Origin of the sequence: Hymenobacter terrestris (genome assembly GCF_013377905.1) — a bacterium.
Lineage (GTDB): Bacteria > Bacteroidota > Bacteroidia > Cytophagales > Hymenobacteraceae > Hymenobacter > Hymenobacter terrestris.
Window position 1 is genome coordinate 73,726 of record NZ_JABKAV010000008.1, and the last position, 24,626, is coordinate 98,351.

Consider the following 24,626-nt stretch of genomic DNA (forward strand, 5'->3'; position numbering starts at 1 on the left):
GCTTCTTATGCATTCCTCTATCCGGCACAGCCGGGCGCTGGCGGTAGCCGGCCTCGTGCTGGCTGCCACTGCCGCCCAAGCCCAAACGCCCGACCCTTCCGTGGCCCCCGTGCGCGGGCAGGTGCTCGACGTTACCAGCAACTCGCCCGTCCCCGGCGCAGTCGTCCGCTGGCTGAGCAACCCCGCCGGGGCCGCCACCACCGACGCCCAAGGCGCCTTCTCGCTGGTGCGCCCCGCTGGCACTGACAACCGGCTCATCATCAATTTCCTGGGTTACCTGGCCGACACGGTGCGGGCCGAGGGCACCCGCTACCTGCGCGTGCCGCTCCGCCGCTCCGCCGAGCTGGGCGAGGTGAAAGTGGAAGCCCGCGCCCTCGCCTACTCCGGGCTCACGCCCACCAACACCCAGGTCATCACGAGCCGCGACCTCACCAAATCGGCCTGCTGCAACCTGGCCGAGAGCTTCGAAACCAATGCTTCGGTCGAAGTTTCGACCACCGACGCGGCCTCAGGAGCCAAACAAATTCAGCTATTGGGCCTCGATGGGGCTTATACGCTGCTGACGCTGGAGAACCTGCCGGCCCTGCGCGGGCTGGCCACACCCTACCGTCTGGGCTACCTGGCCGGCCCCTGGATTGAGGGCATCGACATTATTAAGGGCATGGGCTCGGTGGTGAACGGCTACGAAAGCATTGCCGGGCAGGTGAATATTCACCTCAAGGACCCCGAGAAAACCGACCGCCTGCACTTCAATGCCTACGTCAACGACATGGGCAAATTCGACCTGAACCTGAACCTGGCCACCCGGCTCACGCCCAAGCTGAGCACGGCCCTACTATTGCACACCGACCACCTGGGCGGCCGCATCGACCGCAACGACGACGGGTTCCTGGATCTGCCCCGCGCCACCCAGTTCAACGCTTTTAATAAGTGGAAGTACAACTCGGGCAACGGCGTAGTGCTGGAAGCCGGCCTGGGGGCGCTGCGCGAAACCCGGCAGGGCGGGCAGCTTGGCTTCCGCGAGAATACGCCCGGCCCCTACTACGGCATCACCCAGGAAACCAACCGCTTCACCGGCTACGCCAAAGCCAGCTACGCCTGGACCGGCCGCCCCTACCAGAGCCTGGGGCTGCTGCTAAGCGGCACCGACCACGACTTCATCTCCAGCTATGGCCGCCGCAACTACGACGGCAACCAGCGCACGGGCCTGGCTACGCTGCTGTTCCAGAGCATCATCGGAACCACGGCCCACACCTACCGTACCGGCCTGAGCTTCCAGTACGACGACTACCGCGAAACCTATAACCCCAGCACAACCAGCACGGAATTGCTGGCCCGCAACCGCCGCGAGCAGGTGCCGGGCGCATTCGGCGAGTACACCTACCAGAATGCCAGTAACCTGACGGTGGTTGGTGGCCTGCGCCTCGACCGCCACAACCTGTACGGCTGGCTGCTGACGCCCCGCCTGAACGTGAAGTACGACCCGGCCAAGAATACAGTGCTCCGCTTTGCGGCCGGCAAGGGCCTGCGGGTGGCCAACCCGCTGGCCGAAAACTCGGGCATGTTCGTCAGCTCCCGCGACTTTGTCATCAGCCCCGATCTACAGCCTGAAAAGGCTTGGAGCGTGGGCGGCTCGGCCACCCAGTACTTCAATGCTTTCGGCCGGCAGGGCACGCTCGTGGCCGATTACTACCACACCGAATTTCAGAACCAAGTGGTAGTCGACTCCTACACCTCCCCCGACCGGCTACTGATTGGCAACCTGGCCTCGGGCGGGCGTAGCTACTCGCGCAGCTTTCTGGCCGAAGTGCTGGTGGAGCCCTTGAAGGGCCTGGAGGTAAAGGCGGCCTACAAGCACCTCGATGTGCAGACAACGTATGGCGGCGAGCTGTTGCCGCGGGTGCTGGTGCCCCGCCACCGCCTATTCCTCAACCTGGCCTATGCCACGGCCTTCGACAAGTGGCGCGCCGATTTGACAGTACAGGGTTACGGCCAACGCCCGCTGGCTCCCGAGCCCGGCTCCGTTGAGCGAGGCCCGATTTTCAGTCCCCGCTACGCCCTACTCAACACCCAAATCACGCGCGCTTTCAAGCGCTGGGAGGTGTATGCCGGCGTCGAGAACCTAACGAATTATCGCCAACGCAACCCCATTCAGGGAGCCGCCGCGCCTTTTGGCCCGACTTTCGATGCGGCCATGGTATGGGGTCCGGTGTATGGCCGTATGAGCTACTTGGGTATGCGGTTCACGCTACCCTAAATCGGCCTTTTTCGAATGATTACGCACTTTTTCACCTTTCAGTCTGTTTCAATCTCATGAAATTCTTCCCCTCCTTTCTGCTTTCCTGCCTGCTGATAATTTCGGGCGGCGCTTTTGCTCAAACCACCAAAACCAAGGCGAAAGGCCCGGCCACCGAAACACTCCAGCTGAAAACCTCGGCCGTGTGCGACATGTGCAAAGCCCGCCTCGAAAAAGCCATGGCCTACGAAAAAGGCGTGCAACAGGCCACGCTCGATGTGCCCAGCCAAATGCTGACTGTTACGTTCCGCCCGGATAAAACCAGTGCTGCCGCGCTTACCTCGGCCGTGCAAAAAACCGGCTACGATGCCAATGGTCAGTTGGCTGACAACAAGGCCTACGAGCGCCTGCCGGAGTGCTGCAAGAAAACCAACGACGTTCACTAAATAGCCTGGCCAGAGCAGCTGGTAATTGGCTGAGCATTGCCCCATGTGGCAGCTTATGGCTCAGGGTCCATAATGCAGGAGGGCTGGCGGTAAGTGGCATACCCAAACTGGGTTGCTACTTACCGCCGGCCCTCCTGCATAGGTGTAATGGCCTATGTATCTGGGCTTCGGATAGTATAGCAACCAGATTAAATAGTATGCCAACGGGGCTATATATCCGACGAACAGGTAAATTTCAGCACGTTTATAAAAATAGTCTGATTTAATCCACCTATATTACCGACTGCTACTCCGCATGTAAGTCAGCTTGTATCGGTACCAAAACTGCTTTCTCGCTTATTCTTTATGAAGATATCCTGCCTGCTTCTAGACGATGACCGGTTGGTACTGGAGCTGCTTCAGGCCTACGCAACCATGACCAACGTGTTGGAGGTGAAAGCAGCCTTCACCGACCCGCTGGAGGCCCACCGATATTTGCTGGAAAATCCGGTGCAGGTGCTGTTCTCCGATGTTACCATGCCTCACCTCAGCGGCATCGACCTCGTCAGGTCGCTCCACCATCCACCGTTGGTGGTACTCATGACGGCGCATCCGCAGTACGCGATGGAAGGATTTAATCTGGATGTCATCGACTTTCTGCTCAAGCCTATTTCGCTCGAACGCTTTTTAAAGGCCGTAAACAAAGTGGCGAGCCTGCTGCGGGTGCAAACCCATCCGGCAGAGTTACCGCCCGACGCGGCCCCCGATTGGGGTTCGTTCTTCATCCGTACCGATGCCCGGTTTGTGCGCCTGCACTACCGCGAGGTGCTTTTTATTGAAGCGCTGAAGGACTTCACGAAGATAAATACCGCTGACGGACGCTCGCATCTGACGCTGGTGAACCTCAAAAACCTGGAGCACCAGCTACCGGCCGGCCTGTTCGTACGCACTCACCGCTCCTACCTGGTCAACGCTGCCCGCATCGACTCAATGAGTTCTTTGGAAGTGAAAGTAGCCGGCCACGCCCTGCCGCTGGGCCAGACCTACCGCGAGCGAGTAACCGAGCAGATTGTTAACACTACGCTTATCAGGCGGAATTAGAAGGGCCGAACTACCCTTTAGCCTTCCATAGCCGCCACCAAGGCAGGTAGGGCTGGTCGTGGTGCTCGTAGTGGTAGCCGAAGAAGTAGCAGCTTATAAAGGCCCAGACATGCTGGCGAAACTGGCTGCGCGATTTGTGCGCATTGTCGGCCTCATGCTCGCCCCGATGCGGCAGATATGTACCGAAATAAAACAGCTGAAAAGTACCCAACACGGCCGGTAGCATCCAGAAGGCAACAACATTGGCCTGCGGGAAAAACAGCTTGAGCACATTATAAGTGGCCGCCATCAGTAGCACCTGCCACACGGTTACGTAGTTCCAGGCAAAGCGCACAAACCAAGGCAGAAAGCCCGGGTGGCGGCCGTTGTGGAAGTCGGGGTCGTGTTCGGTGGCTACGTGGCGGTGGTGGGCGTGGTGTTTGGCCAGCATCCCCGGAAACCAGTTGAACGCGAAAAGCCCGGCGGCCAGCGTACCAAGTGCATTATTGAGGCGCTTGTTGGAGCTTACTACCCCGTGCATGGCATCATGGGCCGTAATAAAAAGGCCGGTATACAGATGTGTTTGCAGCAGCGCCAGCAGGTAGGGCCAGGGCGTGCGCCAGTTGGGCTGGTAGAAAGCCAGCAAAAACGCAAGCAGCCCACCCCAGCAGGCCAGAACCAGCCCCGCCGCCACTACACCCCGTCCTTCAAGTGGCGCCGGCCGCACCCGGCTTGGCCGAGCCAACGGCACGGCGGCAGTCGTGTTTTCAGCAACAGGGTAGCTCAGTTCACTCATTGACTTACGTACTCGTTCAGCGACTACAACGCCAGCAGCGCGTCGCGGATCTGCTCCATCTGCCACATGGGGGTGCTGGTAGCCCCGCAGATGCCCACACTTTGGCCCGGCGTAAACCAAGCATTGTCTAGGTCGTCGAGCTTGGAGATGAAGTGGGTGGCTGGGTTGGTATCCTTGCAGACCTGGTAGAGCACCTTGCCGTTAGAGCTTTTGGTGCCCGATACAAACACCACCTGATCGTACTGAGCGGCAAAGCGGCGCAAATCCTTGTCGCGGTTGCTTACCTGCCGGCAGATAGTGTCGTTGGCATTTACTTCGTAGCCGCGCTCGGTTAACTCGTTTTTGATGCGGTAAAACGAGTCGGTGCTCTTGGTAGTCTGGCTGTAAAGGGTGAGGCGGGACGGCAATTCGTGGCCCAGCAGTTCCTCCAAGCTTTCAAACACCACGGCATTTCCGCTGGTCTGGCCCAGCAGGCCACGCACCTCGGCGTGCCCATGCTTGCCGTATATAAAGATCTGATCCTGCTTGTCGTAGCTGGTTTTAATTCGGTTCTGTAGCTTGAGCACCACCGGGCACGAGGCATCGACGAGGGTCAACTCGTTCTCCATAGCCATCTGGTAGGTGCTGGGCGGCTCGCCGTGGGCCCGGATGAGCACAGCTTCGCGGCGCAAACCAGCCAGCTGCTCGTAATCGATAATGCGCAGGCCCCGGCGTTCAAGGCGCTCCACTTCCTCGTCGTTGTGCACAATATCGCCCAGGCAATACAGGTAGCCCTGCTCATCGAGCAGGTCTTCGGCCATCTGAATGGCATAGATGACGCCAAAGCAGAAGCCGGAGTTGGGGTCGATTCGAACGCTTAGGTGGTGCGGCATAGCGAAGCAGTAACCTGGAAGCAGCCCGGAAGGTTACGGCTAGCGGAAGATAAGCCGTATTTCGCAAAAAGCTCACGACTGTCCTGTGCGGGCAGTTCGGCTAAAACGTGCCAAAAGCTTTCTGCTCCTCCATGTCGCGGATAACGCGCTCTTCGGCAGGCGTAGCGCGCAGCACTTCGCGGCTGCGCCAGAACTCAGGTTCGTAAGGGCCTTTTCGGGCCTGGCGCAGGTCGTTGTAGTTCACGCCGGTGCTCTTGTAGCCTTTGGTGTTGGCACCTTTGGCGTAGCGATAGAAGAATAGGTTGCCGCTGAGCGTGGTCGTATCGGGGCGGCCGTTGTAGGTCAGCACTATGCGCTGGTCGGCCCGCACGGCCCGCAGCTGACTGAGCGAGTCCTGGTAAGGTGCAAAATCAGCTGTCAAGCGCATATTCTGCGAGTCGAGGCTGGTGCCTTCACCGAACTGCAGCGACATAAGGTCGGCAATAGGCACCCGGCTTTCCATGCGCCGCAGGCTGGCCGTTTCCATATCGAGGTAGAGTGTGCCAGTCAGCGCCGACTGGCCCAGCTCGGGGCGGGGCCGGAAGTCGATAACGGCTACTTCGCCCGACTCATCGCGCAGTATCTCGCGCAACTGAAATATGAACTGTTTGGTGGCGCGCGGGCCCAGCGGTACGGCCACCTTACGGGAGCTGGGCTTGGGGTCGTATACCGGAATCAGGCGCAGGGCGGCCGAGAAATTCATCATATCCACGCCCGTTTCTTCCTTCACCTGTCCATAGCGGGCCTGCGTTAGTTGCCAGCCGCTAATACCTTCCACCGTGAAGCGTACGTCATAGAAGGCATCCATAAACTCGGTATAGCGGCCATTATGGCGCTGCTTCTGGCGGTAAAAGGCCTGCCCATACATAGCGTCACGCTGGTGCCGGGCCAGCTTGGCGCTGGCACGCTGCACTAGCTCGGCCGCCACCTGCGCGGGGTTGCGCACCCGCACTTCGGGCAGGGCCACCAGGCTGCTTTTGAGACGGACTTCAAGCGGCGAGGCCGCCATGGTAGTGTTAACGTTGAGAATGGTAGGCTCGAAACCCAGACTGTTCACCGTAAGCTGCTGGGGCAGCCGCGGCACCCGTAGCAGAAACTCGCCGGCTTCGTTGGTAGCGGTGCCAACTTCGGCCCCCACCACCCCCACCCCGGCGTAAGGTATCGGCTGATTTTTCTCATCGACCACGCGGCCTTTGAGTAGAATTTCCTGGGCCTGGGCAAGGCTACCACCCAGCAGAAAAACCAGGACAAGTAACAGCAACGATTTCATAGGCAGAATAAGTAGGAAGGACCTCGAAAGGCAGATAATGGAGCCATGGGCCACGAATAAACCGGGAGGCCCAGCGAAGCGGAGCACCCATATGCCACCCAAAGGCGCTATACTAAATAAGTGATTCTATAACCGGGCCAGCTTCTGAGCATCGGCGTCCGACACGTGGCCCCGCTCTACCAGAAAATCGCGCACCAGTCCGAACGATTCCGCATCGAGACCCGAGTTGGGATGGTTGAGCAGCGTTTTAAGCAAAAACTGCCGGTCCTCGTCTACGTGCTGGCTCAGGCCCAGGAAAGAAGGCAGGTTGCTTTCCACGCTCAGGCGCAGAAACCGCACTTCGGGGTTAGCCGAATCGAGCTGCACGGCCTGCTCGAACTGCTTGCTGGCCTGCTGCACGTAAGTGAGCTTACTGAGCATGGAGGCGTCGCGGGCACGGATAGCCTCGGCGGCCGCCTTGTACGCCAGCACCACGGCATCCTGCCGGGTGTAGGCGCTCATCAGCTTATGAAACTTCTCGCCGGCTTCTTTACTGGCGGCTGCCTGCTGGTACTGCTGGCGGAGCTTGGGCAGGGCGTAGGGGTTGGCTTCGGTCGACACGAGCGTGGAAAAAATCAGGAGAACGGTTAAAATCAGAAACTTAGGCACGGCAGAGGGCAGGAAACAGCGGCAGGCAAGGCGGCCTCGTGAGCCGCGGTTGTAGCCGCTTTGCTTCAATTATGACGCCAAATAGCGAAATTCAGCGCAATCCGGCATCTGCAGGCCTATATTTTAGCCATCCGGTAGCGCAGCCACGAGCCCATCAACAGCAGCAGCTTGGTGTTGGTAGGTACCCGCACCCGCTGCTGCTGAATGTGGGCCGCCGGCAGCCGCCGGATTTTGTCGAACAGCTTCAAATAGTATACATACGCCAGGTAAACCCCCAGCCGTGCTGCCTGCGGCAACTGCACGATGCCCGCATAACCAGCCTCAAAATCGGCCCGGATGTCGTCCTCAATGTCGCGCTTTACCGCATCGGTGAACCGCTCGTATTGCACCCCCGGAAAATATACCCGCCCCCGATCTTCATAGTCGGAGCGGATGTCGCGCAGGAAGTTGATTTTCTGGAAAGCCGAGCCCAACCGCCGGGCCGGCTCGCGCAGCCGCTCGAACTCTGCCTCATTGCCTTCGCAGAAGATACGCAGGCACATAAGCCCCACTACCTCGGCCGAGCCGTAGATGTACTTGCTGTACAGCGACTGGTCATAGCTACGGTCATCGAGGTCCATCTCCATGCTATAGAGGAAGGCCGCAATAAACTCCCGGTCGATGCCGTACTGGTGCACCACATCCTGAAATGCGTGCAGCACGGGGTTCAGGCTGATGCGCTTGTCGAGGGCTTCGTAGGTCTGGCGCTCGAAATCGGCAAACAGCGCGGCCTTGTCGTGCTCGTGGAAGGTGTCCACAATTTCATCGGCCCAGCGCACGAAGCCATACACCGAATACACCGGCAGGTGAAACCGCTTATCGAGCGTGCGGATGCCGAGCGTGAAAGACGTGCTGTAGCGCTGGGTAATCAGCTTACTGCACGCCCGGCTGGTTTCAGTGAAAAGGGCAACGTGGTCCAAATGTGGTTGAATTATGCGTTTTAGATTTTGAATGCCGCTCGATTGAAGCTATTTGAAAAGTCAAAAGAACGTCATACTTCAACTGGCATCCGCGAAGCTGAAGCGCCTCTACTACGATATTAAATTCCTAGTTCCTTAACTACCTCCCCTGCCACTACCTGGCCCGAAATGAGCGAAGGCGGCACGCCGGGGCCGGGCACAGTGAGCTGGCCGGTGAAGTAAAGGTTGCTTACTTTCTTGCTTTTGAGGCTGGGTTTGAGAATGGCCGTCTGGCGCAGAGTGTTGGCCAAGCCGTAAGCGTTGCCCTTGTAGCTGTGGTAGTCGTCGATGAAATCCTGGTGGGCGTAGCTGCGCTTGTACACCACCGCGTCGCAGATGCTGGTGCCACAGTGCCGCTCCAGCCGCTCCATAATGAAGTTGTAGTAATGCTCGCGGGTGGCCTCGGGGTCGGGCAGGTTGGGAGCCACCGGAACCAGCAGAAAGATGTTTTCGCAGCCTTCGGGGGCTACTGAGGGGTCGGTTTGCGAAGGGGCCGAAACGTAGAACAGCGGGCGGGTGGGCCACTTCGGGTTCTCGTAGATTTCCTCGGCGTGCAGGCCGAAGTCCTGATCGAAAAATAGGTTGTGGTGGCGCAGGTTGGGCAGGCGCTTGTTTACGCCCACGTAAAACAGCAGCGACGAAGGCGCCATCGTGCGCTTGTCCCAATACTCCTCCGAATAGGTGCGCCACTCGGGCGCCAGCAGGTGCTGCTCGGCGTGGTGGTAGTCGGCGCCGGCTACCACGGCGTCGGCGGACCGGAAGCCGGCGGCCGTCTGCACGCCGGTAGTGCGGCCGTTTTCTACCACAATCTGCTCTACGGGCGCGTTGTACTCTATTTCTACGCCCTGCTCGCGGGCCAGGGCCACCATGCCCTCTACAATCTTGTGCATGCCGCCCATCGGGTACCAGGTACCCATCGCCAGATCGGCGTAATTCATGAGCGAGTACAGGGCCGGCGTGTTCTCGGAGGTGGCGCCCAGAAACAGAATCGGGAATTCCACCAGCTCCAGCAGGCGCGGGTCCTTGAAAAACTTACGCACGTGTTTGTGCATGCTCTGCAGCAAGTCGAGGCGCACAGCATCCACCAGCAGGCGCGGGTCGGCAAACTCCAGCAGCGAGCGGCCGGGCATGTGCACAAACTTGCCGATGCCCACCTTGTACTTGTAGGCCGCCTGCCGCAGAAACTCATCGAGCCGGGCCCCACTGCCGGGCTCGAACCGTTCGAATAATGCCCGCAGCTCGCTCATGGCCGCCGGAATATCCACCGCCTCAGGCCCCTTAAAAATCACCTGATACGAAGGATCGAGCCGTACCAAATTGTAGTAGTCGCTCACCTTGCGGCCAAACTTGGCGAAGTATTGCTCGAAAATATCGGGCATCCAGTACCAGCTCGGCCCCATATCGAAGGTGAACCCCTCGGCCTGAAACTGCCGGGCCCGTCCGCCAGGGCCCTCGTTTTTCTCTAGCAACGTAACGCGGCAGCCCTGCTGGGCCAAAGTAGTAGCCGCCGACAGGCCCGCGAAGCCGGCCCCGATAACAATGATGTGTTTCTTCACAGGCGCAAAGATGGGTATTTGCTGATTTTGCCAGCTAAAGCTGACTTATGATACCGGCCACCGGCCCCAAAGTTTGAGTTTGGGGCAAAACAACGGGCCGCAAACTACGCTGGCCAAAGTTGGTTGCGTAGTCCGCGGCCCGTGATACGCCCGGGGCGGGTCTGTACTCTCTCCCTATTCCCTACACGCCGGGGGCATATGTCTTCAGCGCCTGCTTAAGCTCTTTGCGGGCGATGTGGATTCGGTTTTTAACGGTTCCGATCGGAATCTGCAGCTTTTCTGCAATTTCCAGATACTTGTAACCGATGTAGTACATCATAAACGGCGTCCGGTAGTCGGCCGAAAGGCCGGCAATAGCCGCGTTGATGTCCGTTACTACGAAATCGGAGCTCGCTCCGTTGTGGGTAATGTAATTTTCATCGGTATTAAAGTACTGAAAGTACTCGGTGCTATCGATGTTGCTGTTGCGCTTGGTTATTTTGTTGTAGTTGTTGATGAAGGTGTTGCGCATGATGGTGTACAACCACGCCTTCAGATTGGTACCCGTTTTAAACTTATCTTTGTTGAGCATTGCCTTGAGCAGGGTTTCCTGCACGAGGTCTTTGGCGTCGTCGGCGTCGCGCGTCAGGTTCATCGCCACCGGCTTCAGCGAATAAGAAATCTTCTGTACCTGGTCAGTGAATTCGAGAGAGGTCATGCTGTTTAGCTTTTGGTGGCCAAATGTTAAACAAATATACGCAGGCACCGCCAAAAAGTACGAGAACAGGGCAATTTATTTTGCACAACCAATTGGTATCAAGCTCTAGGGGCCGCCAAGGCCATTTTAGCTTTCATAAAATTTGGTTCTGGTGTTCAGGCCCGTTTTCAACAGTGCTGGCTTGCGCTTTCCCAGCAACATTATACCGGCATCATTGGCCAACTGAGATACGGTGGGGCGGCCACAGCGGTTTGCAACGCTATACCTTAACCGCTCCCGCACCGACATCCGCCAAGGCAATAAAGTCGGTAATCAGGGCCAAGCGGGTAGTTTCAGGGGGAAGCGGGAAATCCAGCTGGGCTAACGGGCCATAGAGGTACAGCTCGGTGCCAGGGCAATAGCTGCGTAGCTGCTGCACGAAATTGCCTACTTCATCACGCTCGGGCACGGCAGTCATTACCGTCAGCAGGGCATGGGGCTGGTAGCTGACACACACGGCTTGCAACTCGGCAGCGGGCAGGTTCTGGCCCAGGTACAGCACATGATGCTGGCGAGCCCGCAACACGTAGTTCATAAACAACAGGGCCAGTTCGTGCATTTCGCGCTCGGGCAGAAACAGCACCCAGCGCCGGGCCGAAGCCGGCGACACTGGCGGCAGGGCATCGGTACCGGCCAGCATTTTCTGGCGTAGCAAATTGGTTATCAGATGCTCCTGCGCCGGATTAACGGTTCCGGCCTGCCACATAATCCCGATGCGCTGCAGAAACGGATACGCAACCCGCAGTATGGCTTCTTCGAGCCCTAATTGCTGAATGGCCTGATCGAGCAGGTAAACCAACTGGCACTCATCCATGGCCAGCATGGCGGCCAGCAGCGCGTTTACGCGCTGACAGTAGTTATGCGCTGCATCATTGCCGGCCAGCACAGCTGTCGAAAGATCTTCCTCGCTCAGACTTGCTACCTTGGAAATACGGTAGCCCCGGTCGCAGAGCGTGGCTACGTTCAGCAGCCGGCGTAAGTCGTCTTCGCAGTAAGTGCGGATGTTGGTGGCAGTGCGGGCGGGCTGCAGAATGCCATAGCGCTGCTCCCACACCCGAATGGTGTGCGCTTTAACGCCCGAAAGCTGCTCTAGATCGGAAATGGAAAAATACCCCATTGTTATGAATCGTTAGCCATTAGCTGGTAGCCGTTAGCCTTTGTTTAGGGGAAGAGGAAGTATAAGCCTGACAGCAACCCAGTGCCCGGGGCTGTTCCGCGAATGAATGACCAGCTATTAGCTAACTAACCGCTTTTGAGGACTTCAACACCCGAGTAGGCGCAGGCCGCCGTAGCGCCAGCCGGAAATATCGGGGCGACACCCACAGCAGGCCAAACTCCTCGCTACCGTCGCGGCCGGTGGTTTTATGGTGCATTTTGTGGGCCATGTTCAGGGCCCGCAAGTACGTACTGCGCGACTTGCGCCAGAAGCGTAGCCGGCCATGAATCAACACATCGTGCACAAAAAAGTACAGCGTACCATAGCTGGCTATGCCCACGCCCATCCAGAACCGAAAGTCGTGGCTTTCGGCGCCGGATATGATGAGCAGCATCGAAAGCGAGCCGTAAAACAGGAAAAAGAAGTCATTCCGCTCGAAGCGGTGCGGATGGCGCACGTGGTGTGAGCGGTGCAGGAACCACAGCGGCCCATGCAGCACAAACCGGTGCATGAACCAGGCCACGAACTCCATTCCCAAAAAAGTAGCCGTCGTAACGGCTACGGCACCCAGCGTTGTCATAGTAGCCCTAACCAGCGAAAAAGAGAGAAGGTTTAGCAGGTGATGTAGCGAAAACAAAAAAAATCCGTTCTGCCTCGACGATGCGTAGCAGCACGGACTCCTTTAGTATCGCCACACTTGCTAATTATCCCAGGTCAGCTTTTCCTTGTTAAGGAAGGCGGCAATGCCACGGCGGCAGTCGTCGGAGCTACGGGCATCGGCGTTCATACGGGCGGCGTAGCGCAGGCTGTCTTCGAGAGGCATTTCGGGCAGGCGCGCCATCATTTCTTTGGTGGTTTCCATGCTCTGGGCCGAGTTTTCGACGCACAGTCGGCGGGCAAAGCGGTACACGTTGTCGGCCAGCTCGGCACGGGGCACTACAAAGTTCACCAACCCATATTCCAGGGCCTTATCGGCCGGAATTACGTCGCCGGTAAGTAGCAGCTGCTTGGTGCGGGTTTCGCCGATTTTGCGCAGCAGGAAAATGCTGACGATGGCCGGCAGAAACCCGATTTTCACTTCGGTGTAGCCGAACTTCGCTTCCGGCACCGTAAAGGCGAAGTCGCAGATGGTAGCCAGCCCGCAGCCGCCGGCCAGCGCGTGGCCGTGCACCTGCCCGATTACCACCTTGTTGAGGGTGTAAATCTGATGAAACAGCTGCATGAGGTGGGTCGAGTCGGCCAAGTTCTCGTTGTAGCCGAAACTCTGTAGCTCCTGAATGTAGCCCAAATCGGCGCCGGCGCAGAATACGTCACCCTCGGCCCGCAACACGATGACTTTGCAGGCCTCATCTTCCTCGGCGTAGGCAAAAGTCTGCTTGAGCTCGGTAACAACATTGGCATTTAACGCATTGCGCTTGTCGGGGCGGTTAAGGGTAATGTAGCCAATGGATTCCTGAACGTCGTAGCGGATATAGCGCAGTTCTTCTAGTTGCTGAGTGGGCATGTCTTCCATAGTCGGAATGGGTGGGGCAAGGATGGGGGTCAGCAAAAGGGCCGGTGGGTGCAAGCAGCGAGGGGCCGGGCTGAGCCAAAAAAAGGTCGGAAATCCAAACCTAGCAAAATTGATGCTACTATAATACGAACTACGTGCGAAACCCGGCTACTGCCGGGCGGTATTTTGAGTTCCTACAGCTGGCTGCTCACCACAAAGGCCCCCGCCAGCGTTACATCGTGGGTACGGAAACCGGCGGCCCGGAACAGCGAATCCTGGCGGGACACGTACCAGCTTTTGCAGCTCGAGTCGAAAACGATTCGCGGGCCCGTGCCGAACAAAGCGGCTACTTCGGCGGGCTGCACGCGGGCATTGCGGCGCATCACCACGGCCTCCAACCCCGGCAACGGCGCAGTGCTGCCGCTGAGCCGCCCACTGATGAAGGCCAGTTGCCGGCCGCGCCAGCCGGCCAGCACCAACCCCGGCTCGGCTACCAACGCCGGCACCGGCCCACCCCGCCAGCCGGGCCAGTAGTTTACGCGCCGGGCGTTGCGCCGAATGCTGCCCGGCACAATGCGGTAGGTACGCTCGGTTTCGGTGAGCGGCAGCGAATCGAGGGGTACAATATCGGCGGCCGCGCCCTGCCAGAAGCCCACCACCGAGCGGCGCGGAATGCTGTACACCACCAACTGCTCGTCGGGGGCCAGCCGGCGGGCAGCCCACACCCGGCTGCCGGCAAACACACCCATAAATGTGCAGGCCAGCACCAGCCATTGCAACCCTTTAAGGGCCAAGAAAGCCAGCAGGGCCAATATCACCCCGAATACCAGCCAGGCCTGCGGAGCCGTAATGTGAATGCCCGACACCAGCGCCCCGGGCAATGAGCGGCCAATGAGGAAAATGTATTCGTTGAACAGCCAAATCATGTTTTCAAACACCCACGCCAGGCCTTTGATCAGGTAGTCGAAGCCATACGCAGCGGAAGCAGAAACCAGCCCCAGCACCCAGCCAACACCTTTAAGGACCAGCAGCACCAGACCCACATACACGGCCAAGCTGGAAATGGGCACGGCCACAAGGTTGGAAAGCAGGAAGCTGAGTGGGAACTGGTGGAAATAAAACAACCCCAGCGGAAACGTAGCCACCTGGGCCGCCAACGACAGCGCCGTAGCTTTCCACACCCAATCAAGCCCTACTCCTGTCCATTTCCAGAGCCGCTGCACCGCCTGCGGCTGCCAGGGCCGCTGCCGGGCCAGGAAATAAGCCTTTGGGTGCAGCCAAGTGGCAATGCGCGGCTGCAGATACACAATGCTGAGCACGGCCAGAAACGAGAGTTGAAAGCCCACGTCGCAGAGTAGGTACGGGTCGTAGCAGAGCAGAAAAAACGCGGCCACGGCCAGCAGGTTGTACATCGAGGTCTGGCGGCCAAACGCGCGGGCTACAATCAGAAACGAGAACATAACCGTAGCCCGCAGCACCGAGGCCGAGAGGCCCGTGAGGAAGGCGTAGCTCCAGATAACGCCCAGCCCGGCCAGCGCCGTGGCCAGCCGCATAAGCGGTCCACGGCGGCCGGGCAGCAACCCCAGCAGCCAGCTCACGGCCCCAAACAACAGCCCCACCTGCAGGCCCGAAACGGCCATAATGTGGGTAGTACCGGTGCTGGCGTAGGCTTCCTTGGTCTGCTGGTCCACGTCGTCTTTGAGGCCCAGTACCAACGCCGAAGCCAGCGCGTACTCGCGTTTGGCCCCCACGTAGCGCTTAAATACGCCCTCCACCACCCGCGCCGCCCGCATGGCCACCGCCCGCAGCACACTCGGCGGCGCTACATCAATGCGCTGGTACTGGTCGGGGTGGATGAACTGCTGGTGGTACACCTGGTGGTACTGCAGATAGCGGCGGTAGTCGAACTCACCGGGGTTGAGCGGGGCCTTGCTTGGAGCGGGCGCGCCGCGCACCAGCCACACGTCGCCATACTGCGGGGCGGGCAGCGAGTCGGTGAGCGGGATAGAGACGCGGATGCCGCCCACTGCCGGCCGCCATTGCCCGGCCACCCGCACCGCCGACACGCGCACGGTAGTGGCATAGGTAGCGGGCCGGCGCACGATGTAATCGTCCACCACGGCCCGGTAAAATTCAATCTCGTCGCCGAAACGGTACAGGTGGTTGGCCGCCCGGCTCTCGGTGGCCTGCTGCGTGAGCGTGAGGCCGGCTATGTACAGGGCCAGCACTGCCAGCAGCCCGGCGGCATCGGTCGGGCCGGGTTGGGGCTGCCGGGCCGCCCACCATTGCACGCCGGCAAACAGCGCCCCCAGCCCCAGCAGCAGCGGCCAGAGGTCGGGCAACGTTGCGCCATAATACAAATACGTCAGAATGCCGGCCATCAGCGGCAGCACAAGGCGCACGAAGGCATTCGGGGCCCATTTGACTTGCATACGCTTCTTGGCTGTTAGCTTTTAGCGGATAGCTGACAGCTTTCGACCGGGCGGTTTGGCTAGGGCAGGCAGTTGATAATCAAGGTGTAGAAAATCTATGAAACAACAAAGGCCGAGGGTATCATGCCAGCGCAAAAAACGCCGCAATACTCCACGGTCGTGCCGCACTTCGTTCCCTCAACCTTTCTTTAGCGCCATCCTGTAGTGCCCGATACCAGCTTCCTCAAACAGATTACCCGCTTTCGTGAATCCGTGGCGCTCATAGAAACGCACGGCAGGCAGTTGGGCGTTCAGATACACCAGGGCGGCCGGATGAGCAGCTTGCACGTCGCGGAGCACGGCGGTGAGCAGGGCCGCCCCGGCTTGCTGGTTGCGGTACTCGGCCAGCACGGCGAAGCGCTCCAGCTTCACGCCGGCTTCGGTAAGGCGCCAGCGGGCCGCACCGCAGGGCTGGCCGGCGGCCGTGAGGGCCAGATAGTGGGTGGCGTCGGTGCGGTCGTGGGCGTCATGCTCCAGGTCGGCGGGCACGTTCTGGCCCAGCACAAACACGATGTGGCGAATGGCTAACGCCGCTTCCAGGTCGGCTTCGGTGGTAATGCGGCGGACTTGCATAGTGTAAATAGAAGGGGATGGTGAAGCGTGAAAATACGCGGCCAGCATTTAACCGGGCACAAAAAAAGCGGCGACCCGTAACTGGGTCGCCGCTTTTTTTCGGTGAAAATTCTTATGGTCACGCCAAATCTGCTGGTTGACAGAGGTGAAAGGTTATAAGCTAAAAAGCCTACTCCCCGCGGCGCTGGGCGGGGCGCACGGGGCGGTTGGCCTGATCGGCGCGCTCCTGCTCCTGCTCGGTATCAAACTGGTCGTAGGCCAGCACAATTTCCTTTACCAGCCGGTGGCGCACCACGTCGTCGGCCGTCATTTCGATGAAGCCAATACCGGGCACGTCGCGCAGTATATCAAGAGCCTGGTTGAGGCCGGATTTCTGCTTGGTGGGCAGATCAATCTGGCTCCGGTCGCCGTTCACCATCACCTTGGCGTGGGGGCCCATACGGGTCAGAAACATCTTCAACTGCGAAGGCGTGGTGTTCTGGGCTTCATCGAGCAGCACGAAGGCGTGGTTGAGCGTGCGGCCGCGCATATAGGCCAAGGGCGCAATTTCGATGGTCTTGTTCTCCATGTAGAACTTGAACTTCTCGGGCGGCAGCATGTCTTCCAGCGCGTCGTAAATCGGCCGCAGGTAGGGGTCGACTTTCTCCTTCATATCACCGGGCAGAAAACCCAGGCTTTCGCCGGCCTCCACTACGGGGCGGGAGATGATGATTTTCTTGACCTCTTTGTTTTTGAGGGCGCGCACGGCCAGGGCCACCGAAATGTAGGTTTTGCCCGTACCGGCCGGCCCGAGCGCAAACACCAAATCGTTCTTCATCACGGCATCAACCAACCGCTGCTGGTTGGCGGTGCGGGCCTTGATAACGCCGCCTTTAGCCCCGAACAGAATAACGTCGGGCGCGGCCGCCATACGGGCCTCCTCCACCTCTTCATTGGCCGAAGAAAGGTACTGACTCACCGTTTTATCAGTAATGGTGCCGTACTCGTGGTAGTGCTCGATGAGGGCTGAGAGAATCTCGTTGATGCGGTTGATAACGGCCGGCTGGCCCTGAATTTTGATTTCGTTGCCCCGGGAGACGACTTTGCTACCCGGGAAAGCCGCCGCAAGCTGGCGGATGTTCTGGTTATCGGGTCCCAGGAACTCCACCAGGGACACATTTTCCAACGTGATGACTTTTTCGACCAAACTAGGAGATTTTAAAAGCGGGAAGAGATAAATAAGGGGTTGAGCGCCCGGCAAATGAGGGCTCCTGCTGTGTATAACAGCGAAAGCCCGGTTATCGTTGCCCTACTTGGTTCCGGGCAAAAGGGCTACTTTTGCCACCCCCACGGGGAACAAAGCAATAGTACGAATAACTCCCAATTTCCGGTCATGGGCTTGATTACGTTTCTGTCAGATTTCGGCTACCGCGACCATTACGTGGCCGCCGTGAAGGCCCGGATTCTGCAGCTGGCCCCCGAGCTGCCGGTACTCGACCTCACCCATGGCATCGAGCCGTTCAACATTGCCCACGCCGTGCACGTGCTGGGGGCTGTGTACGCCGATTTTCCGGCCGGCACCGTGCACCTGGTAGGCGTGAACGATTTGGGCGCCCCGCACGCCGCTTGGCTGGCCGCCCGCTTCCAGGGCCACTACTTCGTGGCCGCCGACAACGGCCTGCTGCCTCTAATCTGCGACGGAGCCCCCGAAGAAATGGTGCGACTCAGCGCCGGTGAGCAGCCCACTGCCTCCCCCACCCGCGACCTGCTGGTACCCGCTGCCGTGCATCTGGCCCAGGGCCTGCCGCTAATCGACCTCGGCCCGGAGCTGGCCGAACCCTACCAGCTGCTCAACCGCCAGTTGCGCCTGCAGGACAACCGCATTACGGGCCACGTGGTGCACGTCGACCACTACGGCAACCTGATAACCAATATTTCCCGCTCGGCCCTGGAAGTTATCGGCCGCGACCGACCCTTCACTATCCACTTCGCCCGCGAAACCGTGCGCTCCGTTGCGCCCCACTTCCAGGCTGCCGACCCGGGCGAGGCAGTGTGCATCTTCAACAGCCAAGACCAACTTTGCATCGGTATCAACCAGGGCAATGCCTCCGAATTGTTAGGCCTTCACTTCGACTCGCAGGTGGATGTGCGTTATCTAGGCTGAAGAAAATACGGCTTAATAGCTTACTAAAGAGGAAAATAACTTCCGTGCTTACATTATGTTAATAAATATCGGCCACTATGACAGTTGTGCCGGTTACACACAATTACCTTCATTTGCTGAGCCGATGCTGATTCGGATTGTTCGCCTCACCTTCGCCCCCGAGCACGTACCTGCCTTCCTGCGCATTTTTCAGGACTCAGAGGACCAGATCCGGCAAATGCCGGGCTGCTGCCACTTGGAGTTGTGGCAGGACGCCGACGACCCACGGGTGTACTGCACGCACAGCCACTGGGAATCGGCCGAGGCGCTGAACGCTTACCGCCGCTCGGCCCTGTTCGGGCAGGTCTGGCCGGCTACCAAGGCCCTGTTTGCGGCCCCACCGCTGGCCTTCTCGGTGCAGCCGGCCGTACTGCCTGGCCCGGCCAGAGCATAATCCGGCTTCCCTTTTCGGCCGGGTACCGTAACCTATCTATCCGGCTACGGGTTGAACCCGACAGCCCTGCGCCCCGATGGCCCGCCCCTACTTGCCCCAACCCTATGCCCGAAACGTCCAACTACTTCGATTTCTACGAACTGCCCGAAACGTTTCGGCCCGATGAGGCGGCGCTCAAGCGCAAATATTACGCCCTGAGCCGGGAGTACCATCCCGATTTCCACGGCACGGCCAGCGCCGAGAAGCAGCAGGAAATTCTGCATTTGGCTACGCTCAATACCGACGCCTACCGTACGCTCAGCCACCCCGACCAGCGTATGTCCTACATTCTGGCCCGCCACGGCCTGCTGGAAGAAGGTAAACAGGCCCTGCCGCCCGATTTTTTAATGGAGGTAATGGACCTGAATGAGCAGCTGATGGAGCTGGAGTTTGAGCCCGATCCAACCATCGTAAACAAGGTCGAAACGGAAGTTAACACACTGAGCGATACGCTCGATGTCGGCATCGAGCCGGTGCTGGCCGGCTACGAAGGGCTACCCGGTGATGCCCGCCCCCAGGCATTGCAGCAGGTGCGAACCTACTACCTCAAAAAGCGCTACCTATTGCGCATTCGCGAATCTCTTTCTAAGTTTGCAGCCCGTTCCTAAGCTACCTATCGGAACGGAATAGACGCCCGGATGGCGGAACTGGTAGACGCGTCGGTCTCAAACACCGATATCGAGAGATATGCCGGTTCGATTCCGGCTCCGGGTACTAGGAAGGACTAGATTCTTCCTCTTAAGCAAGCCTCAAAAGCTGTAAATCTGTTCGCAGATGCAGTTTTTGAGGCTTTTTTGCATTCAGCGCAGCATGACTGGAGCTAGATAAACCGGGCCGCCCACAAGCCCAGAAAGGCCGCCAGCATGCCCAGCAGCAGGCTACCGGTGGCATACAAGGCCAGTAGCAGCAACTCGCCGGTGCGGCCCAGTGCCACGCTTTCGTAAGCGAAGGTAGAGAAGGTAGTGAAGCCTCCGCAGAAGCCAGTCGTTAGGAACAGGCGCCAGGGCGCGGGCACGGCGGTGTGCCGCTCGAAAGCGCCCAGCAACAGGCCAATCAGCAGGCAGCCCAGCACGTTTACCACGAACGTGCCGAGCGGGAAGGCACCCGGCATCAGCCGCAGAAAATACTGCTGCACCCAATACCGGCTCACCGATCCGATGAAGCCGCCCAGGCCAATAAGCCACACCGAACTATTCATACCAGTACCTTACGTAGGCGGCCCCGGCTAACCGCCGCGCTGGCGGCCGGGGCTCAACCGGCGGCAAGGTAAAGAATGGCCGCCAACCGACAAATCGGGCCGGCGGGCGGGTAGTGCGTATTTTTGCCGGTGCGGAGCGTTTGCAGTTCTCTTTCTCCGCGAATCTTCGCGCGAAAATCTCCCGACTCATGAGCAAAGCCGTTTACATTGCCACCGCCGAGCCCTACAGCGGCAAATCGGTGCTGACCCTGGGGCTGGTGAACCTGCTGCTGGGCCAGGCCCAGAAGGTGGGCTACTTCAAGCCCATCATCACCCCGGCCGATGGCAGCCCCGACCAGCCCGACGCCCACATCGACACGGTGCTCCGGCACTTCCAGCTGCCCCAGCCCTACGCCGATACCTACGCCTACACCGGCCAGCAGGCCCTGCGCCTGCTCGAAAGCGGCCGCACCGGCCAGCTGCTCGACACCATCATTCACCGCTACAAGCAGATTGAGGAGGCCCATGATTTTGTGGTAGTCGAGGGTACCGATTTTGTAGGCACCGGCTTGGCGCTGGAGCTGGACCTAAACTGGCAGGTGGCCCGCACGCTCAGTATTCCGGTGATGCTGCTGATGTCGGGCCTGGGTAAAACAGTCGACCAGCTCGTGGATGCGGCCCTTTCTGTTAGGCGCGACGCCGAAAACGAGGATGTGCGGGTGCTGGCGCTGGTGCTCAACCGGGTGCCGCCCGAGCAGCTGGCCGAGGTGCAGGCCCGGTTGGCCGCCCAGCTGCCGCCAGACACGCTGCTGGCCGTTATTCCCGAAAGCCAGGCGCTGCGCAGCCCTACGATGCGCGAAATTCAGGAGCAGCTGGGCGGTGAGGTACTGTTTGGGGCCGAGCTGCTGGCCAACCCCGTCGACCACTTCATCAATGGGGCCATGCAGGTGCCCAACTTTTTGCTGCGCCTGCAGGAAAACGTGCTCATCATTACGCCCGGCGACCGGGCCGACATCTTGCTTACTGCCTTGCAGGCCAATATTTCGGCCAATTACCCCCGCGTGGCCGGGCTGGTGCTCTCGGGCGGCTACCGGCCCGAGGAGTCGGTGCTGCGCCTGATTGAGGGCCTGCCCGAGGTGGTGCCCATTGTGCTGGTCGAGCCGGGCACGTTTGAGGCGACTACCCGCGTGGGCCGCATTCAGTCGCGCATCGGGCCGGGACAGGAAAGCAAAATCCGGCTTGCCATCCAAACATTCGAGCGCCACTTCGATACCACCCGGCTGCTGCAGGAGCTGAGCACGTTCGCCCCCCGAGGCCTCACGCCCCACATGTTCCAGTACCAGCTGCTGCAGGGTGCGCGAGCCCAGCGCAAGCGCATTGTGCTGCCCGAGGGCACCGACGACCGGGTGCTGCTGGCGGCCGCCCGGCTGCTGGAGCAGGACGTGGTGGAACTCATCATCCTTGGCGAGCCCGACCAGATACTGGCCGCCTCCCGCCGCCTGGGCCGCCCCCTCGACCCGGCGAGGGTCCAGCTCATCAACCCCCAAAACTCCGAACTAGCCCCCGAATTTGCCCAGACGCTGCACGAGCTGCGCCAGAGCAAGGGCGTGAACCTGGAAATGGCCCGCGACCTGATGACCGACGTGTCGTATTTCGGCTCGATGCTGGTGTACAAGGGGCTGGCCGACGGCATGGTGTCGGGGGCGGCGCACACCACGCAGCACACCATTCGGCCGGCGCTGCAGTTCATCAAAACCAAGCCGGGCGTGTCGGTGGTGTCGTCGGTGTTCTTTATGTGCCTGCCCGACCGCGTGGCCGTGTTCGGCGACTGCGCCGTGAACCCCAACCCCACCGCCGCCCAACTGGCCGAAATTGCCATTTCATCAGCCGAAAGCAGCCGGCGCTTCGGCATCGAGCCGCGGGTGGCCATGCTTTCCTACTCATCGGGTACCTCGGGCGAGGGCACCGATGTAGACAAGGTGCGCGAGGCTACGGCCCTAGTGCGGCAGCTGCGCCCCGATCTGCTCGTCGAAGGCCCCATCCAGTACGATGCGGCCGTCGACCTGGCCGTGGGCCAGCAGAAGCTGCCCGGCTCGCCGGTAGCTGGCCAAGCCAGCGTGCTCATCTTCCCCGACCTGAACACGGGCAACAACACCTATAAAGCCGTGCAGCGCGAAACCGGGGCCCTGGCCATCGGCCCTATGCTGCAGGGCCTCAACAAACCTGTAAACGACCTCAGCCGCGGCTGCACAGTAGATGACATCTACAATACGGTGCTGCTGACGGCCATTCAGGCGCAGGAAGCGTAAAGGGCATCATTCAACGAGGAGGCGCAAAGACACGCCACCATATCACCCCAATGAAGCTGTTTAGAAAGCACTTAAAATCAAGCAAAACGTCATGCTGAGCGAAGCCGAAGCATCTCTACTGCTTCGTCGAACAACTGCAACGAAGCGGTAGAGATGCTTCGGCTTCGCTCAGCATGACGTTCTTTTGGCTTTCCAAACGACCTTTACACCCCAATCACTCAACCCACTTTATGGCCTCCGGACTTTTTGCTTTACTAGATGATGTGGCGGCTTTGGTGAAAGTCAGTGCGGCCAGCCTGGACGATGTACCGGCGCAGGTGGCCAAAACGACTGGCAAGGTGTCGGGCATCGTGATTGATGATACGGCCGTGACGCCCAAATACGTGGTAGGCCTGAACCCCTCCCGCGAGCTGTCCATCATCTTCCAGATTGCCAAAAAATCACTCTTCAACAAGCTGCTCATCCTCACACCGGCGGCGCTGGTACTGGGGTATTTTGCGCCCTGGGCCATCACGCCTATTTTAATGTTGGGCGGCGCCTACCTGTGCTACGAAGGCTACGAGAAGGTGCACTCCATGTTCAGCAAGCACCCCGAAGTAGACCCGGAAGCCGACCAGGTGCAGAACATTACGCCGGAGGAGCTGGAGAAAGAACGGGTAGCCGGCGCCGTGCGCACCGACATTATCCTGTCGGCCGAAATTATGGCTATTGCCTACAGCCAGGTAGTCGATTCGCCGCTGGTGAACCAGATTGTCGTGATGCTGACCGTGGCCGTGTTTATTACCGTGGCCGTGTACGGCTTTGTGGGCCTGATTGTGAAGGCCGACGATATCGGCCTGCACCTGGCGCAGAAAGAAGGCAGCCCCGGCGTTCAGAAATTCGGCCGCGGTATCGTGAAATTCATGCCCAACTTCCTGAGCATCCTCAGCTATGTGGGTACCGCCGCCATGCTGTGGGTGGGGGCCGAAATCATTGCCCACGGCATCCCCTACACCGCCCACCTGCTCCACGAGCTGGAACTGGCGCTAGCCTCAGTGCCAATACTTGCCTGGCTGGCCAAAGTGGTAGCATGCGGTATCGGCGGACTTATTCTGGGTTTTCTGATTGACCAGGTGGTTCGGTTGGTTAAGAAAGTGATGCCAAGCAAGCAGTAAGCATCTAGAACACTTCGGATAACTAAAGCAAAGCGGCCGCTGCTTCTGATGAAGCAGCGGCCGCTTTGCTTTAGTTGTTATGCTAACGGTTTTGGGCTTGGCGAAGCGCGGGATTTTCAGCACAAATGTTCATACGAAGCACAAATGTTGAACCTTCCACAAATGTTTCTACGAAGCGAGTTAACCCGCCTTTTGCCAAACCCATGTTAGCACCAGTAGTTCTATTCTGTCGTAAATTTTCCACCTGTTGCATAAATGTCAAACGTAAGTTCAAGTCCAAGTTTTGATAATCTGTTTATTATATCAATCTCAAGATAAAGTCCTGTAAAATTTTCGTTTCCGATATGATAAACAATTGTTACAAATATGTCTTTACTGCTTGTCTGTTTTGAAAGCAGTTTAATTCCTTCAATGTCTGTTTCTAAAATGTCCAATAAGTAATTTAGTTTTCTTTCAATTCGTCCTGGCTCTGAAAAGGTTTCAAATTCAATTCCGTTGTAAGTGTATTCAAATTTTCCATTTGAAAAAAAGTCGCCTTTTGTAATTGTCTTTGACGGCTTAACAGAAGTGATTTTCAACAACTCTTCTGTAGTAAACTCTTCCGAAGTCGGCATAAAACTAATTCCAACAAATGGCAATGTGTCTATACCAGTTAATTCCACATTGTCAGTCGTGTCTAAAATAAATTCAAGATAAAAGCTTTCATTTTTTACTTCTACATATGCTCTCGCTTGATTTTCCTGAAAGTCGATTTTTGCGATTTTAGGTTTGTTGTCTTCATATTTGACTTCCAATATTTTTAAATACTGTCGTGTCATCTCAAAAGTCGGATTGAGAAGTTCGTTAGTAATTATATTGGTTATCGTTGTCGTCATACTATTGGTGCTAACATTATGATACCCGCTACTCAGCGGTTGCCCGAATAGCGGGTATTTTTTCTTAGTACGCAAGTGAGTAGCGGATAGCATATCAAATTTAGTTTGCTATCCGCTACTTGCCAGTCAAAGGCCGAGGATGTCGAGT

The 24,626-nt window shown here is 58.6% G+C and carries 23 protein-coding genes and 1 tRNA gene; 9 read left to right on the forward strand and 15 right to left on the reverse strand.

Annotated elements, in window-relative coordinates; genetic code table 11:
- The first annotated feature begins 7 nt into the window (after positions 1-7).
- The 3 genes from HW556_RS04745 (at position 8) to HW556_RS04755 (ending at position 3,762) form a co-directional block, all read left to right on the forward strand.
- Complete coding sequence (locus tag HW556_RS04745) at positions 8-2,257, forward strand: TonB-dependent receptor (protein WP_176898466.1); 2,250 nt, start codon at positions 8-10, stop codon at positions 2,255-2,257.
- A gap of 56 nt (positions 2,258-2,313) precedes the next feature.
- Positions 2,314-2,682: a heavy-metal-associated domain-containing protein gene (locus HW556_RS04750; RefSeq protein ID WP_176898469.1), complete on the forward strand. Its 369-nt coding sequence runs from the start codon at positions 2,314-2,316 to the stop codon at positions 2,680-2,682.
- A gap of 345 nt (positions 2,683-3,027) precedes the next feature.
- Entirely contained in the window at positions 3,028-3,762 is a 735-nt protein-coding gene (locus HW556_RS04755) for a LytR/AlgR family response regulator transcription factor (RefSeq protein WP_176898472.1), read from the forward strand.
- 10 nt (positions 3,763-3,772) lie between these two features.
- Here the strand turns inward: HW556_RS04755 and HW556_RS04760 are convergent, their stop codons facing one another.
- The 13 genes from HW556_RS04760 to HW556_RS04820 all read right to left on the reverse strand — a co-directional run bounded on the left by HW556_RS04760 (position 3,773) and on the right by HW556_RS04820 (position 17,534).
- Positions 3,773-4,537, reverse strand: coding sequence for a fatty acid desaturase (locus HW556_RS04760; RefSeq protein ID WP_246289521.1), 765 nt, complete (start codon positions 4,535-4,537; stop codon positions 3,773-3,775).
- Between the two features lie 23 nt (positions 4,538-4,560).
- Complete coding sequence (locus tag HW556_RS04765) at positions 4,561-5,409, reverse strand: 4-hydroxy-3-methylbut-2-enyl diphosphate reductase (RefSeq protein WP_176898474.1); 849 nt, start codon at positions 5,407-5,409, stop codon at positions 4,561-4,563.
- Positions 5,410-5,509: 100 nt separating this feature from the next.
- Complete coding sequence (locus HW556_RS04770) at positions 5,510-6,718, reverse strand: carboxypeptidase-like regulatory domain-containing protein (RefSeq protein ID WP_176898477.1); 1,209 nt, start codon at positions 6,716-6,718, stop codon at positions 5,510-5,512.
- A gap of 126 nt (positions 6,719-6,844) precedes the next feature.
- Positions 6,845-7,366: a hypothetical protein gene (locus tag HW556_RS04775; RefSeq protein ID WP_176898479.1), complete on the reverse strand. Its 522-nt coding sequence runs from the start codon at positions 7,364-7,366 to the stop codon at positions 6,845-6,847.
- Positions 7,367-7,482: 116 nt separating this feature from the next.
- Positions 7,483-8,325, reverse strand: a complete 843-nt coding sequence (locus HW556_RS04780; RefSeq protein ID WP_176898481.1) for a phytoene/squalene synthase family protein — start codon at positions 8,323-8,325, stop codon at positions 7,483-7,485.
- A gap of 119 nt (positions 8,326-8,444) precedes the next feature.
- Positions 8,445-9,920, reverse strand: a complete 1,476-nt coding sequence (locus HW556_RS04785; RefSeq protein WP_176898483.1) for a phytoene desaturase family protein — start codon at positions 9,918-9,920, stop codon at positions 8,445-8,447.
- 181 nt (positions 9,921-10,101) lie between these two features.
- Positions 10,102-10,617, reverse strand: coding sequence for a sigma-70 family RNA polymerase sigma factor (locus HW556_RS04790; protein WP_019947844.1), 516 nt, complete (start codon positions 10,615-10,617; stop codon positions 10,102-10,104).
- 259 nt (positions 10,618-10,876) lie between these two features.
- Complete coding sequence (locus HW556_RS04795) at positions 10,877-11,773, reverse strand: MerR family transcriptional regulator (protein WP_176898485.1); 897 nt, start codon at positions 11,771-11,773, stop codon at positions 10,877-10,879.
- A 121-nt stretch (positions 11,774-11,894) separates the two neighbouring features.
- The gene (locus tag HW556_RS04800; RefSeq protein ID WP_176898487.1) at positions 11,895-12,392 is read right to left on the reverse strand and encodes a sterol desaturase family protein; all 498 of its coding nucleotides are present in this window, start codon (positions 12,390-12,392) and stop codon (positions 11,895-11,897) included.
- 120 nt (positions 12,393-12,512) lie between these two features.
- Positions 12,513-13,325: an enoyl-CoA hydratase/isomerase family protein gene (locus HW556_RS04805; protein WP_176898527.1), complete on the reverse strand. Its 813-nt coding sequence runs from the start codon at positions 13,323-13,325 to the stop codon at positions 12,513-12,515.
- A gap of 173 nt (positions 13,326-13,498) precedes the next feature.
- Positions 13,499-15,736 carry a ComEC/Rec2 family competence protein gene (locus HW556_RS04810; RefSeq protein ID WP_176898489.1) on the reverse strand — a complete coding sequence of 746 codons (2,238 nt, stop codon included), beginning with the start codon at positions 15,734-15,736 and terminating at the stop codon, positions 13,499-13,501.
- Positions 15,737-15,913: 177 nt separating this feature from the next.
- A complete protein-coding gene (locus HW556_RS04815; protein ID WP_176898491.1) occupies positions 15,914-16,348 on the reverse strand; it encodes a GNAT family N-acetyltransferase in 435 nt (144 codons plus the stop codon).
- A gap of 169 nt (positions 16,349-16,517) precedes the next feature.
- Complete coding sequence (locus HW556_RS04820) at positions 16,518-17,534, reverse strand: PhoH family protein (RefSeq protein ID WP_176898493.1); 1,017 nt, start codon at positions 17,532-17,534, stop codon at positions 16,518-16,520.
- Between the two features lie 186 nt (positions 17,535-17,720).
- Here HW556_RS04820 and HW556_RS04825 point away from each other — a divergent pair, with 186 nt between their 5' ends.
- The 4 genes from HW556_RS04825 to HW556_RS04840 all read left to right on the forward strand — a co-directional run bounded on the left by HW556_RS04825 (position 17,721) and on the right by HW556_RS04840 (position 19,677).
- Complete coding sequence (locus HW556_RS04825; protein WP_176898495.1) at positions 17,721-18,491, forward strand: SAM hydrolase/SAM-dependent halogenase family protein; 771 nt, start codon at positions 17,721-17,723, stop codon at positions 18,489-18,491.
- 124 nt (positions 18,492-18,615) lie between these two features.
- Positions 18,616-18,924 carry a putative quinol monooxygenase gene (locus HW556_RS04830; protein WP_176898497.1) on the forward strand — a complete coding sequence of 103 codons (309 nt, stop codon included), beginning with the start codon at positions 18,616-18,618 and terminating at the stop codon, positions 18,922-18,924.
- A gap of 104 nt (positions 18,925-19,028) precedes the next feature.
- Positions 19,029-19,571 carry a Fe-S protein assembly co-chaperone HscB gene (gene hscB / locus HW556_RS04835; RefSeq protein ID WP_176898499.1) on the forward strand — a complete coding sequence of 181 codons (543 nt, stop codon included), beginning with the start codon at positions 19,029-19,031 and terminating at the stop codon, positions 19,569-19,571.
- A gap of 24 nt (positions 19,572-19,595) precedes the next feature.
- Positions 19,596-19,677, forward strand: a tRNA-Leu gene (locus tag HW556_RS04840).
- A 106-nt stretch (positions 19,678-19,783) separates the two neighbouring features.
- Here HW556_RS04840 and crcB read toward each other — a convergent pair.
- Entirely contained in the window at positions 19,784-20,161 is a 378-nt protein-coding gene (gene crcB / locus HW556_RS04845) for a fluoride efflux transporter CrcB (RefSeq protein WP_176898501.1), read from the reverse strand.
- A gap of 188 nt (positions 20,162-20,349) precedes the next feature.
- On the opposite strand from crcB, the gene pta reads away from it, so the two are divergent.
- The gene (gene pta / locus HW556_RS04850) at positions 20,350-22,449 is read left to right on the forward strand and encodes a phosphate acetyltransferase (protein WP_176898504.1); all 2,100 of its coding nucleotides are present in this window, start codon (positions 20,350-20,352) and stop codon (positions 22,447-22,449) included.
- Positions 22,450-22,679: 230 nt separating this feature from the next.
- Positions 22,680-23,603, forward strand: coding sequence for a DUF808 domain-containing protein (locus HW556_RS04855; RefSeq protein WP_176898506.1), 924 nt, complete (start codon positions 22,680-22,682; stop codon positions 23,601-23,603).
- 221 nt (positions 23,604-23,824) lie between these two features.
- Here the strand turns inward: HW556_RS04855 and HW556_RS04860 are convergent, their stop codons facing one another.
- Positions 23,825-24,571: a DUF4279 domain-containing protein gene (locus HW556_RS04860; RefSeq protein ID WP_176898508.1), complete on the reverse strand. Its 747-nt coding sequence runs from the start codon at positions 24,569-24,571 to the stop codon at positions 23,825-23,827.
- Positions 24,572-24,626 lie beyond the last annotated feature (55 nt).